This window comes from Lactiplantibacillus daoliensis, from assembly GCF_005405005.1.
Lineage (GTDB): Bacteria > Bacillota > Bacilli > Lactobacillales > Lactobacillaceae > Lactiplantibacillus > Lactiplantibacillus daoliensis.
Genome location: NZ_BJDH01000011.1, coordinates 84,775 through 101,461 on the forward strand (window position 1 = coordinate 84,775; position 16,687 = coordinate 101,461).

Genomic DNA, 16,687 nt, shown 5'->3' on the forward strand with positions numbered 1-16,687 from the left:
TGAAGGATTCAGTTGGTCAGGATTTGTTTGATTTAAGTTTCGCGCTTACTAATATAAATCTTGGACCCGGCCTTGCGTGGCTTCATGGTTCAAATATTCGTCATAAGTGGTGTCGCCACGGTCAACGACCCCTTTGGCACTCACTTCAACAATATGATTTGCAATCGTTTGAATAAATTCGTGGTCATGCGACGTAAAGATAATCGCACCCTTGAAATCAATCAAGCTATCATTCAAGGCAGTGATCGATTCCAAGTCCAAATGGTTGGTTGGGTCGTCTAGTAATAAGACGTTGGCCCGACTCAACATCATCTTCGACAACATCCCACGAACCTTTTCGCCCCCGGAAAGCACGTTGACTTTCCGCGTGACATCTTCGCCAGAGAATAACATCTTCCCTAAGAAGCCTCGCAAGAAGGTATTGTCGCTTTCTTCCTTTGGTGCGTATTGCCGTAACCAGTCGATGATTGTTAAACTGTCATCAGCAAATTGGTCATTGATATCACGTGGCAAGTAAGTCCGTGACGTCGTTTGACCCCAAGTGACGGTCCCAGAATCTGGTTCCATGGCCCCCGCAATGATTTGCATCAATGTGGTCGTAGCCAAGTCACTGCGACTAATTAAGGCCGTTTTTTCATTAGGCCGTAACGTAAAACTAATGTTGTCTAAAATCTTGACGCCATCAATCGTTTTTGACACATTTTCCACCCGAACCAAGTCGTTCCCAATTTCACGGTCCGGCGTAAATTTAATAAATGGATATTTACGTGATGATGGTTTGATATCATCAAGCGTAATCTTTTCCAATTGTTTCTTACGTGACGTGGCTTGTTTCGATTTCGAGGCATTGGCACTAAACCGAGCCACGAATTCTTGCAATTCCTTGATTTGGTCAGCCTTTTTAGCGTTCGCATCCGTCTTTAACTTCGCAGCTAATTGGCTAGATTCCATCCAGAAATCATAATTTCCAACAAATAACGTAATCTTACCAAAATCGACGTCACACATATGCGTACAAACTTGGTTCAAAAAGTGACGGTCATGAGAAACCACGATGACGGTCTTGTTGTAATCAGCCAAGAAATTTTCCAACCAGCTGATTGATTGAACGTCTAACCCGTTGGTTGGTTCATCCAAGAGTAAGACATCAGGACTACCAAATAAAGCTTGTCCCAATAAGACTTTAACCTTTTGAGGTTCAGTTAATTCACTCATTTTTTGGTGTTGCATTGATTCATCGATGCCTAAGCTTTGTAACAGTTGGTCGGCCTCAGATTCAGCATTCCAGCCGTCCATTTCAGCGAATTCGCCTTCTAGTTCAGCGGCCCGAATCCCATCGGCATCGCTAAAATCAGGCTTCGCATAGAGGGCATCTTTTTCGACCATGATGTCATAAAGTTTTTGATAACCACGAATCACCGTTGACAAGACTTCTTCATCTTCAAAGGCGAAATGGTTTTGGTTCAGGCTAGACATCCGTTCGTTTGGACCCATTGACACGTTCCCAGAAGTTGGTTGTAGCTTACCTTCCAAAATTTTCAAGAAAGTAGACTTACCGGCACCATTCGCACCAATAACGCCGTAACAGTTGCCCGGCGTAAATTTCAAATTAACTTCATCATAAAGTTTGCGAGTTGAGAACTGCATACTGACATTACTTACGGTTAACATTCATATACCTCACTTTTTTAAGAGTGTTCTGATCGGCGGGTTGCCAGCGAGCATAGCCTAGCAGCCAAATGACTCGGCGGTTTCCCGAGTGGTTTGGTTGCGTAGCTAAGCGGAGCTGGTAGCCGGTCAGAACACGTTTCGACTATAAAATAACTATTAGCTAGGCCAAGCGGAACCCGCTGGCGCTGCTAGCACGTTTCGACTATCAAATTAAGGACGAGCTTCAACCACTAACTTCCAAAAGCTCAAGCACAAACTAAAAGAGGTCAGGATATCGAATCCCAGCCTCCGTTCGTTTCCATCTAGTTGAAGTGTAGCATGGCGCAAGCCCGTTTGGCAATCAAAACACCGGACTATTTTCAGAAACCAAACGATTATTTTCGTAAAATCTCATTTTCAATGTAAGTTAAGACACCATCTTGTTCATTCGTTTCCGTCACGGTATCGCCTTGCGTTTGCATGCTCATTGGGGCGTTGCCCATGACCACACCGGTTTCAACATAGCGAAGCATTTCCAAATCATTGGTGCCATCGCCGAATGCGACCATTTCTGTTGATCGAATTCCCAAACGATTGCCTAATAATTTGAGCGCACGCCCTTTGTGCATCCCTGGTTGAATCAAGTCCATACTCCCCTGACCGCCAGAAGCTGGGACTGCAATGCCCGCTAATTTAGGCGTTAATTCATAAACCAATTGATCCGTCATCGCTGGTGCACAAATAATATCGAACTTCACCACTGAATCGGTGACGGTTCTTAAATCAGCCACCTTCTCCAATTGATAGTAATAATTTCCCATATCCGCAATAAAACCTGGATCAGCATGCTGCAAGACGTGCACTGTTTTAGTACCACAGAGAGCAATCTGAATTTCAGGATAATCTGCCAAAGTCGTCAGAATTTGTTGCGTGGCTTCGGGAGAGAAAGTTTCCGCCGTCAAACCGGCCTCAGCATTCATTAATTCGGCGCCGTTTCCCCCAATCAACCACATGTCGGGATAATCTTTAAAGAAGTCTATCAATTCAACGGCCTGGTGACCACTCGCAATCACAAATTGAATTCCACGGCGACGCAACTCCGCATATATTTTAGCAAACCAAGTTCGATTATAATCCCCCTGATTATTAAGAAAAGTACCGTCCATATCTGTCGCTATTAATTTGACTGTCATTAACCTCATCCATTCGTTTCCATTTATGTAAGCCTTTACTTTCACAGCGTACCGTTAATTGAACTGGACCGCAAGTCTTTAAACCAATTTCACACTCAAAAAATATTTATGACTCATGGTTTGGTTACTCATTAGGTCAAGGTTATGCCATGTACATGCCTTGATTGAACGATTTATTAGACCAATCACAATTACGGCTAAATCCTCCTAATTAGTACAAATTTCCGTGACGGTTTCGACCTATTTTTATGATTACTAGTGTAAACTATGTATAGAGTCACAGATAGGAGTTTCAGCCTTTTTCTGTCTGCAACTCATCGTTAAAATCAAAAGGAGTGTTGTCATTTTGAAAAAGTCCAAGTCAATCGCTACCACGGTTCTAATTGGGATTGCAGCTGCCGGTGTGGGGGTCGCACCTAGTCTGCAGGCTAACGCCGCAACCACAAGTCATAACAATCGTATCGCGAGTCTGACAACGATTGACGCTACCACACAAGAACAAGCTCAGGCCAATGTCAACCAAGCCAAGGACAATTTGAATCAGTCCCAGGCGAACTTTGATGCCAAGACGCAAGCGGCTAAAGATGCTCAAGCTAACACCAACTTGACTCAACAATCTGTCCAGGACAAACAGAATTCCGTAACCGCTGCTCAAGCCAAGGTGAATTCCGCCCAAGCCATCAAGGATGAAGCGACGCCTGAGAATATTTTAAAGGCTAAGGACAAGGTAAATACTGCAAATACCAACGTCACTGCTGCTCAGAACACGCAAAATACTAATCAAGACGTAGTTAACCAAGCAACTGATGCAGTCAATGCCCAACAAGGTAAGACAGATCAGGCTCAAGCCACTATCAATACCGCTCAAGCTGCCGTTAACGCTGCACAACAAACCGTTGATGACAAGACTAACACTTACAACCAATTGACCCCTGACAATTTAAAAGCTAAGCAAGACCAAGCAACCCAAACGGTCAATCAAACTGAGGCTGCTCAATCTGCCGCCGAAACAAATTTAACCACGGCCAACGCAAATGTTCAATCCACCCAGCAAGCGTCCGACAAAGCTAAACAAGACGCCAGCGCCGCTGCTTCCACCACTGCGGATGCTCAACAAAAGCAAACGGATGCTCAAACAGCTTCTGACAAGGCCGATGCTGACAAGAACACTGCCCAAAGTTCACATGATGGTGCAGTTGATCAAGCAAACAACGAACAAAAGAAGTTAGATGAACTGGACACCGGCAAATTAACCCAAAAGGTGACTGACACCCAAAATAGTATTACCCAAGACAACTCAGATATTGCTACCACGCAACAACAACAGCAACAAACTGAGACTGATAAAGCTAATGCCGATAAAGATGTTCAAAACAAGACTAACAATCAGAACACCGCTAACACCAACCTTTTAAATGCCCAAACTGCGGCTAACACCGCCAATGATAATCTGGTAAATGACCAAAACGATTTGAATCATAAGAACCAAACCGTTAATGACATTCAAAGCCAAATTGATGCTGTGCCTGTTTTGAACGTAGACAAGGCAGCGTGGGAAAAGGCCGTTCACGGCTTGCTTCCATACGACCAATTGGCCAACATGTCACCAGAAGAATATGCGGCCTACGAAAAAGAATGGAATGCGTATTGCAATGACTTCTTGGAAAAGACTGTCTCGGCTAATAAGTTCCAATCCTCTTCCAGGGACCAAGAGACAACAATTAAGAATATTTCTGACTTAACAGATGCTCAATACCAAGAACTAGCGAATTATGCTTTGATTCTAATTAATCAAGCTCGCAATATCTGGCGTGGTGATAACAATGAACTGTTATCTCAAGTCGTTGACATGAATGCAGCACATGACGTTGCTCAAGCGTATTCAGATGCGAACGTTGATATTTCCAAAGACAAGACCCATCTCAGCTCACAAACTCAATCTGTTGCTGATAAATACCATGTCGGTGCTGACAATGAAACATTCTTAGCAGAAAACTGGGGTCAAACTTTCATCAATGGTCTGATTGCGCAAAATGGATATATTTCAATTACTCAAATCAAAGGTCAAATGGTGACAGATATTGAGCTAATGTTATTTGGTGATGGTGGAAATAATGGCTGGGGACATTTCTATTCACTGATGGGTGGTGCGGATACTGATGATACTTATAACAAACAATATTACTTGGGATTAGGATTCGACAAATTTGGTCAACTCCACTTTACAAGCAGATCTGATGCCAATATTAACGGCACCACTCCAGACACAACACCAATTGCAACTACCCCATCTTTGAGCGAATTGAAGACTAACTTGGGTACAGCGACCACCGCTCGTGATTCCGCACAATCTACTTTAGACGCAGCTAATGCCGCTAATGTAACTGCAACCCAACAGCTTCAAGATGCAAAAACGGCACGGACCAATGCACAAAGTGACTTAACTACAGCTCAAAACACTCAGTCAGCTCTGGCCAACAAAATTCAAGCCTTATCAGTGCAACTGCAACAACAGTCAGACAAGTTAAAGACCGATCAGACCACTTTAACACAAGCTAAGTCTGACCTGAATAACCTGCAAGCAGCTCGTGAAGCTCAAATTAAGGTTGTAGCTGACGCACAAGCCAAGGTGAAATCAACTGAAAATACTTTAGCTCAGGCAACTGCTAACGCTGACAGTAAGGCTAAATTACTAGCGGCTGCTAACCAAATTTTAGCTACTGCTAAGCAGACTCAAGCGACTGCGGATGGGAATGCACAATCTGCCGCCACTGCCGCTAAGGATGCCGTGACTAAGGCTCAAAGTGCGACTGATGCTTTAGCTGCCGCCAACCAACACGTTATTGACGCCAAAGCCGAATTAGCAGCCATCACGGCTGAACTAGCTGATTTTACGAACGTGAAGGCCCACGCATTATCTGAATTGAACAGCGCTAAGGAACTTTTAACCAACGCTAAAAGTCAATTGGGCAGCGCTAAGTCTACCTTTAACGATCAACAGAAAGCATTAGATGCCGCTAACCAGACACTTGCCAACGCCAAGACTAGTTTAGAAACTGCGACTCAAGCTGTGAAGGACCGTCAAAACGAATACGAAGCTGCTAAGGCCAAGTTATCACAACTTGAAAATGCGGATGCCAGGCTAGCTACCGCCAAAAGTGCCTTGAATGACGCTCAGGCTGACTCAAAGCAAGCTGAGGATAATTACACTTTAGCTGTTCAAAAACTTAGTGTTGCCCAATCAGCTCTCGCGGAAGCAAGAACAACTTTGTTCAGTGCAAACGCTGATTACAATCACGCTTTAGCCGTGCTTGAAAACTTACAACTAGACGCTAAACTGGCTCAAGAACAAGCCAATGAAGAAGCTGCGGTTCAAGATGCATATGCAAAAGCCAGGACGCTTTATAATCAGTATAAAACTGGAAAGAGCGAATCCAATAATCTCAATCACTCGGCAGCCAACACTTCTGATAAATCAGTGACCTTTATTGGCAATCAAGTTGGTATCGTTCTGCCAACCGCCACTGGTAGTCATCACAATCTCACCCGCTTGCCACAAACGAATGAAACTGATGGTTCGCTCACCACAATCCTAGGATCGTCCATTTTGGGATTATTGTTAGGCGTATTATCATTGGGTGCTATCAAGTCACGAAAACGTCATCACAGCTAAAAGTTTAACAGCCCATTAATTTCACTAAAAAGGCAGCGATGGATTTTCACTTTCCGTCACTGCCTTTTTAGCAATCTATGATAATTTTTTATCTTTAGACCAATTTAAAATGCGCCACCACCGGAACCACCACCAAAGCCACCCGAGCTACCGCCTGAGAAACCACCGGAACCGCCAGATGGTGAACTGGCATTGCTAGAAGCATCCAACGCACTCGAGAAACTATTGCTCAATGACCCTGACAGATCAAAATCAAGTCCATCGTTAGCGAAGAAGATTGGATAGTAAATACCAATTCCAGCGGCCAATGCCGCAGTGCCAAAGTCGACCGCTAACTTATTGGCGACTTTTCCGGCTAAGCCAAACGCTGCCGCATAGGGTAGAATCTGTTCCCAAAGGACTAAGTCACCTATTTCGGCGGTATTAAAATGACCGATATCCTTTAACATTTGACGGAAGCCATTAATTTGATTGACTAAAGTCAGCCCTTCGTCAGTGTTAATAGTAATTTTACGGTAATTGGTAATACCAACAATCCAAGTTCCAGCAGCGATAATCAAAGCGACCACACCGGTAATGGTCGTGACCATTGGGCTAATGAACATGGCCGCGAGAGTTGCCACAATCCCGAGGAGCGTTACTGCCACTCCCATGCCGTTCCAAGTATTACGAATTTTATAGTTGGTCTTATCTTGATAAGTCGCCACGTCTTGGTCAACCGTGGCTTGCCATTCACCGAACCACTTATTCAGCCGGCCTTTTTTATCCTTTTTACCGAACGCTTGTAACTGATCCAAACGTAGTTCATCACGAACCGCGATTTTATCAAAACAATGTGCCAAAAACGAATTTGAAATTGGCCCTAGTTTCGTGATTTTAACCGTGGGCTTCCGCTTACCCGCGATTGGTTCCAAGGTGATCTCTTTCGCCGCCGCGGCTTGTAAAATTTCGGCCGACATCGCTTTCGTATCTGGCGAAGCCGTCTTCCACAACGATTGCGCCACCGCTGGCCCAACCGTTGGCACTTCAAACCAATGATTGATTGGCGTTGGTTTGACATGTACCTGCGCCGGATGCCGCCGTAGCCACCAAGCGAAGCCGATGAAGACGCCGAAAAAGATGGCGACGGTTAGGCCATAGATGCCCCATTTGACGATGATTTGTCGTTGCCGTTTTTGATTAGCCGCGTTGGCTAGTGCGGCTTCTTGTTTTTGAACCGCCGCTTTACGTTTCTTCGAACTCTTCCGAGCATTGAATGGCGTTACGTCTGTTGGAAAAAGCATGTGACTTTCCACAAACGAATTCTCCGGATTACGTGCCAACGTCATGGTTACACGCGCATTTTCTCGATCAACAGTCGTCCGGCCAGCTTGTGGGCCATGTGTCCAAGCCTGTAAATCACCGACCGGCTTGACTGGTAACTGGATGGTTAACCGGACATTTTCCAAAGGTTGATCCCAGCCAGTCCCAATAATTTTCCAGTTCAATTCAGCGGTATCTTGATAATTCGTCACCAAGCCTAATAGCCGATAACGGTAAGTCACGCGTAGTTCATCGCCGTCGCTGACCGATCGATAAAGTTTGACCTGAAATTGTTTTTTAGTTTGCGTTAATTTGTACGTGTTATTGGCACCAGTGTCTGCGGCGCGTACCGTTTCCGTCATGCCACTATTAAGTCGAGTGGTTGCACCTTGAAATTGGGCGCCCTGAATCCCGCGCAAGTCTTGCTTATTAAATACCCCGTGATAGTCATCATCGAAGCGATAAGTCATTGCCTGAGTGACTTCCGCACTGCCGTCTTTTTGGACATCAACGTGCACGTCGTAATCACTGATTTTATAATCCGCGTGAGCCGTTAGCGGCTGCCAGCTGAGTGTGACGACTGCTAAGAAAACACTCGCAATGATCGTCCACCAAAGTCGTTGTTTCATATGCCACCCCTCGTTTCCCTGATTTAGCTTAATTTTACCATACCAATTATGAGTGACCTAATCTTACGATAAGAGCGTTGTGCCCCGTTCGGTAACTGCACAATCTGACGCATATCGGTAATCTGATTGACTTTCAGCCATCAGATTAGAATTAGATTTGAAATTAATGAGAACAAAGCGTATTTTTAGCACTATCCTAATAAAAGGTGGGTGGCAATAATCATGCGTAACGTTACACGAATTTTAACTCTCAAAAATGGCTATCACATTTGGACCCATACCAATAACCTTGGTGGCAAGACCAAATTACTCTGTCTCCATGGTGGCCCCGGTGACACTCATGAAGTCTTTGAACGTTTCGGTCCCGAACTGGCGGATCTAGACATTGAGGTCACAATGTATGACCAACTCGGTTCTTGGTACTCGGATACGCCCGACTGGGATGACCCGGCCGTTAAAGCAGAATACCTCACTGAAGATTACTACCTCAGCGAAGTCAACGAAATCCGTCAGTTACTCGGCTACGACCACTATTTTTTAGCGGGACACTCCTGGGGTGGTATGTTGGCCATGTCATACGCCGCCCTACATCAGGCCCAACTCGAGGGCTTGATCATCATCAGTATGGTCGACAATATTCCAGACTACGTCGAGCACATCAAAGCTATCCGTGCCGCCGAATTTTCACCCGCGGAGAATGCTTTTATGCTGGATATTGAGCGCCGCGGGCAGTGGTCCAATCCACATTATCGGAAAATGATTACACAACTCTATCATGACTATATCAATCGACGACAACCAGCGATGATGTCACACAACGTCGATATTCAATCCAAACCAGTTTATAACCATTTTCAAGGAGATAACGAATTCGTCGTCGAGGGTGATCTCGGTAAATGGGACTTTTCTAATCAGCTCAAAACGATTCAACTCCCGACATTACTCTCATTTGCAGATCATGAAACCATGCCGCTAGCAACTGCGCAACGCATGCAACGTGACATGCCAAATGCCCAGCTGGTTGTGACCCCCGATAGTGGTCACAATCATATGGTCGATAATCCCGCCGTTTTCTTCACTAATTTAAAGAATTACTTCTTAGATTTACGTCATGGCACGTTTAATCAATCAAAAGAGGGATAGCTTATGGCAGTTAATCACGTTCCAAGCAACCACGTCGCGCAACTAAGCGACTTTGGTTATAAACAAGAGCTTGACCGGACCTTATCAGTCAAAGATTTAGTTATTTATGGGTTGATTTTTATGGTACCCATCGCACCCATGGGGATTTATGGCTCCGTCATTTCCGCTTCTCGTGGGATGATCGCCCTCACCTATGCCATTGGGATGGTTGCCATGTTTTTCACGGCTCTCAGCTATGGTCAACTCTCACGCGCCTTTCCAATTGCTGGTTCCGTCTACGCTTATGCTAAGCTCGGCATTAACAAAACGATTGGCTTTTTATCTGGTTGGATGATTATTCTGGATTACATTTTTGTGCCTGCCCTCTTATATATTATCTCTGCCAATTCGTTGAAATCATTGTTACCCGCAGTACCAACTTGGATTTGGCTGGTCGTTTTCATCACGATCAACACCCTGATCAATGTGCGTGGGATTGAGTTCACCGCCATCACTAACCGCATCTTCTTAATCGGTGAACTGATCGTCCTCGCCTTCTTCGTCATCATGGGAGTCTATGGCTTAATGCACGGCGTCGGTAATGGCTTCACGATGAAGCCTTTCTATGATGCCAAGCAGTTCAACTTAAACTTTGTCATGACCGCGACCTCCGTTGCCGTCTTGAGCTTCCTGGGCTTTGACGGCATCAGCACCTTGGCCGAAGAAACAACCGGTGGCAACAAAACCGTTGGTCAAGGGATCATGTGGTCGCTACTGATCGTCGGCGTGCTCTTCATCGTTCAAACCTATTTGGCTGCTTTAATCGTGCCAAACTGGCAGTCATTTGGTGATTTGAACACCGCCTTCTACGTGGTTGCTAGCAAGGTTGGCGGACCATTCTTAATGTACCTGACCACGATTGCGACCATCTTGTCGTGGGGCTTCGCGAACGCTTTAGCCGCCCAGGCAGCGATTTCTAGAATTTTATTCGGAATGTCACGGGATCACAATTTGCCAAAAGTTTTAGCCAAAGTCCATCCTAAATATAAAACGCCCTATGTCAGCACCCTGTTAGTGTCGGTAATCTCACTCATTGTTGGTTTAATCTTCATGAATAACAGTGGCGTGCTGTCCGAAATTGTCAACTGTGGCGCGTTGACAGCCTTCTTGATTATCCACGTAGCCGTTGTTAACCACTTCCTGATTAAGGAACATTCACACGACTACTGGCACCATCTGATCGTGCCGATTATCGGGTTCGCCGTCATTCTCTTTGTCATGATTAATTTGAACATTTTGGCCAAGGAGATCGGCGCCGCTTGGTTAGTCATTGGCCTTGTGTACTACGGAATCTTACGCCTGACACAGCGCAATACTGAAATGGATTTATAATTTAAAAAACCGGTTGATTGCTTAAAAACAATCAGCTGTTTTTTTGCGTAACTAGTCTATGTAACGCTTCAATAATCGGGTGACTTAAAATGCAAGTTTCAAAAGCCTTTCAATTGCGTACGTCAAACGCGTACGTTAAAATTGAATCATTAAAACTAACGGAGGTCCAAATAATGCAAGAAACCTTTACACCAACTAGCGCTCGTAAAGATCTTTATCAGATTTTAAAGCACGTTGCGACTGACCACCAACCAGTTACCATCCAGCAAAAAGACGAATCGCTGGATACCGTTATCCTCAGCAAAAGTGATTATGACGCCTTACAAGAAACACTATATTTAGCCAGTACCGGAACACTTGCTAAGATTGCCGAGCGTGAACAAGACCATTCTGGCTTTACAAATGTTGATGACATCGACTGGGCTAAGCTTTAATGTATACAGTCATTTTGAAAAACTCAGTCAAACATGATTTAAGAAAAATCAAGCAATCCCAATTAGTTGCCAATTTTGAAGCAGTCGTTGATCAATTGAAGCGTGATCCTTACTTTCCGAACCAAAGTCTAGAAAAACTAACCCCACCAGCATCAGGAAAGTATTCACGTCGACTTAATATCCATCACAGAGTTGTTTACACAATTGATGCCCAAAACAGAATTGTGACCATTTACGCTGCCTGGAGTCACGATAATTAATCGTATCGTTCGACCTTCAAACGAACCGTATTTCTTTTTCAAACAACTTATTACTTAATCACTTCACTTTAATTGACGCCCCTCATCTTAGTCGCTACGCTAAGACTATCAATCATATTGGAGGAGATTTTATGCCAATCGCACCAAGCCACGCGCAAGATGTCTGGAAAGATGTCGGTGAACATGCTCAATTCACTGTTTTGAAATTAACTCGTGATAACCAACAACAAGCCCAGGAAGTGTTCCAAGAATTTGCCGATCGTTCTCAGGCCATCATTCGTTCCTTACGCATCCGTGATGCTAAACCCGAAAGTGGTTCACAACTCAAAGTCAGTATTGGGATCAGTAACGCGGCTTGGGATTATCTCTTTCCCGATGCGCCTAAACCGAAAGAATTAGCCACTTATACGACATTAACCGGGCCAAAGTATGAGATGCCGGCTTCCGCTGGCGACTTATTCTTCCATATCCGCGCCAGTAATGAAGCCGTCGTTTATGAGTGTCAAACTCAGTTCCGTCGTGTCCTGGCTGACATCACCACCGTTCTCGACGAGACGAAAGGCTTCCGTTACTTTGAAGGTCGCGCCATCATCGGTTTTATTGATGGCACCGAAGCCCCCGCAGTTGAAGACGCCGCTGACTATGCTTTGATTGGCGACGAAGATCCCCAATTTGAAAATGGCTCATACGCCTTCGCTCAAAAATGGCAACACGATATGCCAGTCTGGGATCATTTGCACACCGAAGAACAAGAAAAAGCCGTTGGTCGTGAAAAGTTCAGTGACTTTGAACTCGCTGACGAGGACAAATTCAAGAATGCGCATAACGTTGCCTCTAAATTCGAAGTCGACGGCGTTGAGCAAAAGATCGTACGCATGAACGTGCCGTTTTCAGACCCAGCAGCTGGTCATACTGGGACTTATTTCATTGGCTATGCGCGCCACTGGACTGTGACTAAAGGAATGTTGCAAAACATGCTGGATCAAAACGACTTTTTACTCACGTTTTCAACCATTTTATCCGGTCAACTCTTCTTCATCCCATCTCGTGATCTGCTCGCCAAGATTGCCGCTGATGACTTTCACTAAAATCAATTAATTTAAAAAGGGCCAATCAAATCGTCAGCTAAACTGACGACCTGATTGGCCCTTTTTGACTAATTACAATTTTTCACCGTTAGTCGCGATGACCTGTTGGTACCAATAGAACGAGTCCTTCTTGGACCGATCCAAGGTGCCTTGACCTTGGTCATCTTTGTCGACGTAAATAAAGCCGTACCGTTTTTCCATCTGACCCGTGCCAGCTGAGACCAAATCGATCACACCCCAAGGCGTATAACCCATTAAATCGACACCATCTTCATCAACCGCCAATTCCAGTTGCTCAATGTGCCGTTTCAGATAGTCGACCCGATATGGATCATGGATACTGCCATCCGCTTCAACTTTGTCCGGGGCACCCATCCCATTTTCTACAATAAACAATGGCAAGTGGTATCGGTCAGTCAGCCAATTCAAACTATAGCGCAGGCCCACTGGATCGATGGGCCAACCCCATTCGGTTGCGTGCAAATTCGGATTCTCGACGTTGAGCGCCTCATTGCGGGTCATAAAGTTGGCTGGTTCATTTTCAGCGGCCTTGATTACGCCGGAAGCATAGTAGGACAGGCCAATATAGTCGACCGTCCCCGCCGCTAACGTCTGTAGATCCGCCGCCGTAATATCCAATTCAAACCCTTGTTTCTCCTGGTAACGCCGCAACCAGTTTGGATAATGTCCCCAAACATGGACGTCTGAGAACCAATAGTTTGCCTGCGCAAAACGTTCGGCTTTCAGCACATCACGCGGATCTGATGAAGCCGCATAAGTCGGCCAAACCGCCATCATACACCCAATTTGCATGTCCGGATTAATGGCATGTCCAATCTGAACAGCCTTCGCACTGGCGACTAACTCATAGTGTCCCACTTGGTAAAGCACCTTTTCCGGATCTTCATCATCTTTCAATAAAACACCAGAGTTGGTAAACAAAGCCCATTTATTTAAACCATTTTGATTATTAATTTCATTAAAAGTCATCCAGTACTTAACTTTATGCTGGTAACGTTCAAACACCGTCGTCGCAAAGTGGACGAAGAAATCAATCACGCGGCGATCACGCCAACCGCCATACGCCTTCACGAGATGATAAGGCATCTCAAAATGTGAGAGCGTCACGACTGGTTCAATGCCATGCGCTAACAAATCATCAAATAACCCGTCATAAAAAGCTAACCCAGCTTCATTCGGCGTCGTTTCGTCGCCATTTGGAAAAATCCGCGTCCAGGCAATCGACGTCCGAAAACACTTCAAGCCCATTTCAGCGAACAGTTCGACATCCTCGTGATAACGATGATAAAAATCAATGGCTTCGTGGTTTGGATAATTTTTTCCTGGAATCACACCATCCGTAATTTGACGATCGACCCCATTAGCTCCGGCAGTCATTACATCCGCAATCGAAACCCCTTTGCCATCAGCGTCACTGCCACCCTCTAATTGATGAGCGGCCACCGCGCCACCCCATAAAAAGCCTTTTGGTAATTTACTCATGCTCAGCCTCGCTTTCCAACTGTTTCTTGATTTGATAAGCCGCGCCAATCAGTCCCGCGTTATTCCGACACTTGGCTGGTTGAACGTGCCCCAACGCAATGTTCTTAATCCGATTCAAACTTTCGTGCCGCGCAATCATTTCATCCAACTTGGCCTGTAACAATTTGATAAAGTCCTCATTGGCACTGATGCCGCCACCAACCAAAATCAACTCTGGATCAAAATTTGCAAACAAATTCAACAACATGATCGCCACGTCTTGAATAAAGCTAGCCACTTCCGTCTGGGCAATCGTCTCGCCAGCTTTTGCCGCCGCTAAGATTTCCCGCGCATCCGTTACTGGAACCGCCGTTGCGTCCACCTGTTGTTTGCTTTGATTGTACCGGTTAACTAAACCGCTTACAACTGCCGCGTGTTGATTTAACGAAAAACTTTCTAGTTCATGGGTTGGATCAATATCATGAATGACATTCCATCCAAATTCACCGGCCATCCCGTGACTACCACGGTAAACATCGCCATTGATGACGATGCCACCGCCAACACCGGTACCTAACACGACCGTCAAATAATTCTGACAACCGATGGCGTTACCCTGCCATTGTTCTGCGATAGCTGCTGCATTGGCATCATTTTCCACAGCCACCGGCAAGCCCGTCTTAGTTGCCATCGTTTGGGCTAACGGGTAGCCATTAAAAGTTTGAATCGCCCCACCTGTGACCATATACCCGTCGTGACGCACGATCCCAGGGGCTGAGAAACCAATTCCTGCTAACGGTTGCTTGGCGGCATAATCTTTCACCACAGCGACCATCTGATTGATCAAGGTCTCGGCATTATCCACGGTTGGAAACGCATTTTTGTCGGTGACCAGCCCCGCATCATCAACCAGTGCATACTTGATGGTCGTTCCACCAACATCAAAACTCATATAAGTTGCCATTGTTAAGCTCTCCTTTTTAAACTAAAATCGCTTGTATTTTCTTGTTTCGTTATAAATCATGATTTGTCCCTGCCACTCTGGTTAACTTACTTTGCCGCCTGCCGGTTGGGACCTAAAATGCTGGAACGCCGCAGGCCATTTTGAAGCCAAAGAACGGTCTTCAAAACTGACCTTGATCTAAGTCCGGACAACCCACCCGAACTTAGATCAATTTCACGGCTGAGCATTTTTGGCCCCAACCTCTCGGCTAAACTTGAGACTCAAGATCAAGCAAAAACCAATTTATGTCCACTCAGACCTTCCGTCAAGACAGCAGTAAAGCCAGCGACGGTCGGTTCAGAATTGGCTCAGTGGTGTCGTTTATCTTAGGTGGTGACTTAAAGCCCGGCTTGTGAGACCGCACTTTGGCTCACAAACGTGGCCACCACGTTCCAGCCAATTCTGGACCGACCAGAGCGCCAACACTAGCACTGTGCCGTTGAGTCTCTGAGCTTTAATTCACCGGGTAAAACTTGTTGCTGCCCCCACTGTTTGGTCGTCAACAACCGAATCAATTCGGTCACGGCGAGTTGCGCTTGCTGGGCAATCGGATTGTGAACTGTCGTCAATGCCGGCTGGAAATAACTGGCAATTTCAATGTCATCGAAACCGATCACACTATAGTCCGTCGGCACATGTTGTCCCGCAGCTTGAATCGCTTTAATTGCACCAATCGCACTCAAGTCATTGCCGGCTAGAAATGCCGTGACCGGCTGCGCAGTGGCCGTCGTTAAATAAGTTTGCATCGCCTCAAAAGAAGCCTTTTCTTCAAATAATCCCTTCAAAACAACCATATCTTCCAAATTTAACCCGGCTGCCAAAATTGCCTGTTGAAATCCCGAAAAGCGTTCGTGGTTATCACGGTTGTTGTCATAACCGGCCAAATAGCCCAGTCGCCGGTGCCCCAATTTGAGCAAATACTGCGTGGCTAAATAACTTTCATTAAACGAATCAAAGACAATACTGCTGAGCCGCTCACCAGACACCGGTCGATCCAACATGACAGCGGGGATTCCTTGACCGGCTAGATGTTCTAAATCGCGATCGTCGACCCGATGATCAAAAATAATCGCCCCGTCACAGGTGTTTCCCAACAATGCGTTCATCAACGCGGTGTGATTATTAGCGAGTGTCACACTGAGTCCATAGTGTTTAGCCGCCACCGCTTGCGAAATTGTTTCAATCAATTGATAAAAATACGGTCCGGCAACACTATCCGTGAAGACGCCAATCGTATTTGTCTGCCCTGAACGTAACTGTTTTCCCATCAAGTTAGGCGAATAGTTCAAATGATGGGCCGCTTTTAAAATTCGAGCCTTAGTCTGTGGCTTAACGACATTGACCCCGTTTAACGCGTTCGAGACCGTCGAAATTGAGACTTTGGCTAACTGCGCCACATCCTTAATTGTTGCTTTTTTCAAATTAATCACCTTAAATAAAAACGTTTTTATAACTATCA

General features: G+C 45.4%; 12 protein-coding genes. 6 read left to right on the forward strand and 6 right to left on the reverse strand.

Going from position 1 to position 16,687, the window contains the following annotated elements; genetic code table 11:
- Window positions 1-48: 48 nt before the first annotated feature.
- Both FFM64_RS11410 and FFM64_RS11415 read right to left on the reverse strand, forming a co-directional pair.
- Entirely contained in the window at window positions 49-1,671 is a 1,623-nt protein-coding gene (locus FFM64_RS11410; protein ID WP_137608158.1) for an ABC-F family ATP-binding cassette domain-containing protein, read from the reverse strand.
- Between the two features lie 374 nt (window positions 1,672-2,045).
- The gene (locus FFM64_RS11415; protein ID WP_137608159.1) at window positions 2,046-2,843 is read right to left on the reverse strand and encodes a Cof-type HAD-IIB family hydrolase; all 798 of its coding nucleotides are present in this window, start codon (window positions 2,841-2,843) and stop codon (window positions 2,046-2,048) included.
- 346 nt (window positions 2,844-3,189) lie between these two features.
- Between FFM64_RS11415 and FFM64_RS11420 the strand changes: the two genes are divergently transcribed.
- Complete coding sequence (locus FFM64_RS11420) at window positions 3,190-6,516, forward strand: SEC10/PgrA surface exclusion domain-containing protein (RefSeq protein WP_137608160.1); 3,327 nt, start codon at window positions 3,190-3,192, stop codon at window positions 6,514-6,516.
- Window positions 6,517-6,620: 104 nt separating this feature from the next.
- Here the strand turns inward: FFM64_RS11420 and FFM64_RS11425 are convergent, their stop codons facing one another.
- Entirely contained in the window at window positions 6,621-8,447 is a 1,827-nt protein-coding gene (locus tag FFM64_RS11425) for a DUF2207 domain-containing protein (protein ID WP_137608161.1), read from the reverse strand.
- 222 nt (window positions 8,448-8,669) lie between these two features.
- On the opposite strand from FFM64_RS11425, the gene FFM64_RS11430 reads away from it, so the two are divergent.
- The 5 genes from FFM64_RS11430 (at window position 8,670) to FFM64_RS11450 (ending at window position 12,743) form a co-directional block, all read left to right on the forward strand.
- Window positions 8,670-9,590: a proline iminopeptidase-family hydrolase gene (locus tag FFM64_RS11430; protein ID WP_137608162.1), complete on the forward strand. Its 921-nt coding sequence runs from the start codon at window positions 8,670-8,672 to the stop codon at window positions 9,588-9,590.
- A 3-nt stretch (window positions 9,591-9,593) separates the two neighbouring features.
- Entirely contained in the window at window positions 9,594-10,961 is a 1,368-nt protein-coding gene (locus FFM64_RS11435; protein ID WP_137608163.1) for an APC family permease, read from the forward strand.
- A gap of 173 nt (window positions 10,962-11,134) precedes the next feature.
- Complete coding sequence (locus FFM64_RS11440; protein WP_137608164.1) at window positions 11,135-11,395, forward strand: type II toxin-antitoxin system Phd/YefM family antitoxin; 261 nt, start codon at window positions 11,135-11,137, stop codon at window positions 11,393-11,395.
- Window positions 11,395-11,655, forward strand: coding sequence for a Txe/YoeB family addiction module toxin (locus FFM64_RS11445; RefSeq protein ID WP_137608165.1), 261 nt, complete (start codon window positions 11,395-11,397; stop codon window positions 11,653-11,655). Before FFM64_RS11440 ends, FFM64_RS11445 begins: the two co-directional genes overlap by 1 nt.
- Before the next feature lie 131 nt (window positions 11,656-11,786).
- Window positions 11,787-12,743, forward strand: a complete 957-nt coding sequence (locus tag FFM64_RS11450) for a Dyp-type peroxidase (RefSeq protein WP_137608166.1) — start codon at window positions 11,787-11,789, stop codon at window positions 12,741-12,743.
- A 72-nt stretch (window positions 12,744-12,815) separates the two neighbouring features.
- Here FFM64_RS11450 and FFM64_RS11455 read toward each other — a convergent pair whose 3' ends face one another.
- The 3 genes from FFM64_RS11455 to FFM64_RS11465 form a co-directional block, all read right to left on the reverse strand.
- Entirely contained in the window at window positions 12,816-14,246 is a 1,431-nt protein-coding gene (locus tag FFM64_RS11455) for a 6-phospho-beta-glucosidase (RefSeq protein WP_137608167.1), read from the reverse strand.
- Window positions 14,239-15,189 (reverse strand): ROK family protein, encoded by a 951-nt coding sequence (locus FFM64_RS11460; protein WP_137608168.1) that lies wholly within the window; start codon window positions 15,187-15,189, stop codon window positions 14,239-14,241. Before FFM64_RS11460 ends, FFM64_RS11455 begins: the two co-directional genes overlap by 8 nt.
- Before the next feature lie 464 nt (window positions 15,190-15,653).
- The gene (locus FFM64_RS11465; RefSeq protein ID WP_171000397.1) at window positions 15,654-16,649 is read right to left on the reverse strand and encodes a LacI family DNA-binding transcriptional regulator; all 996 of its coding nucleotides are present in this window, start codon (window positions 16,647-16,649) and stop codon (window positions 15,654-15,656) included.
- Window positions 16,650-16,687 lie beyond the last annotated feature (38 nt).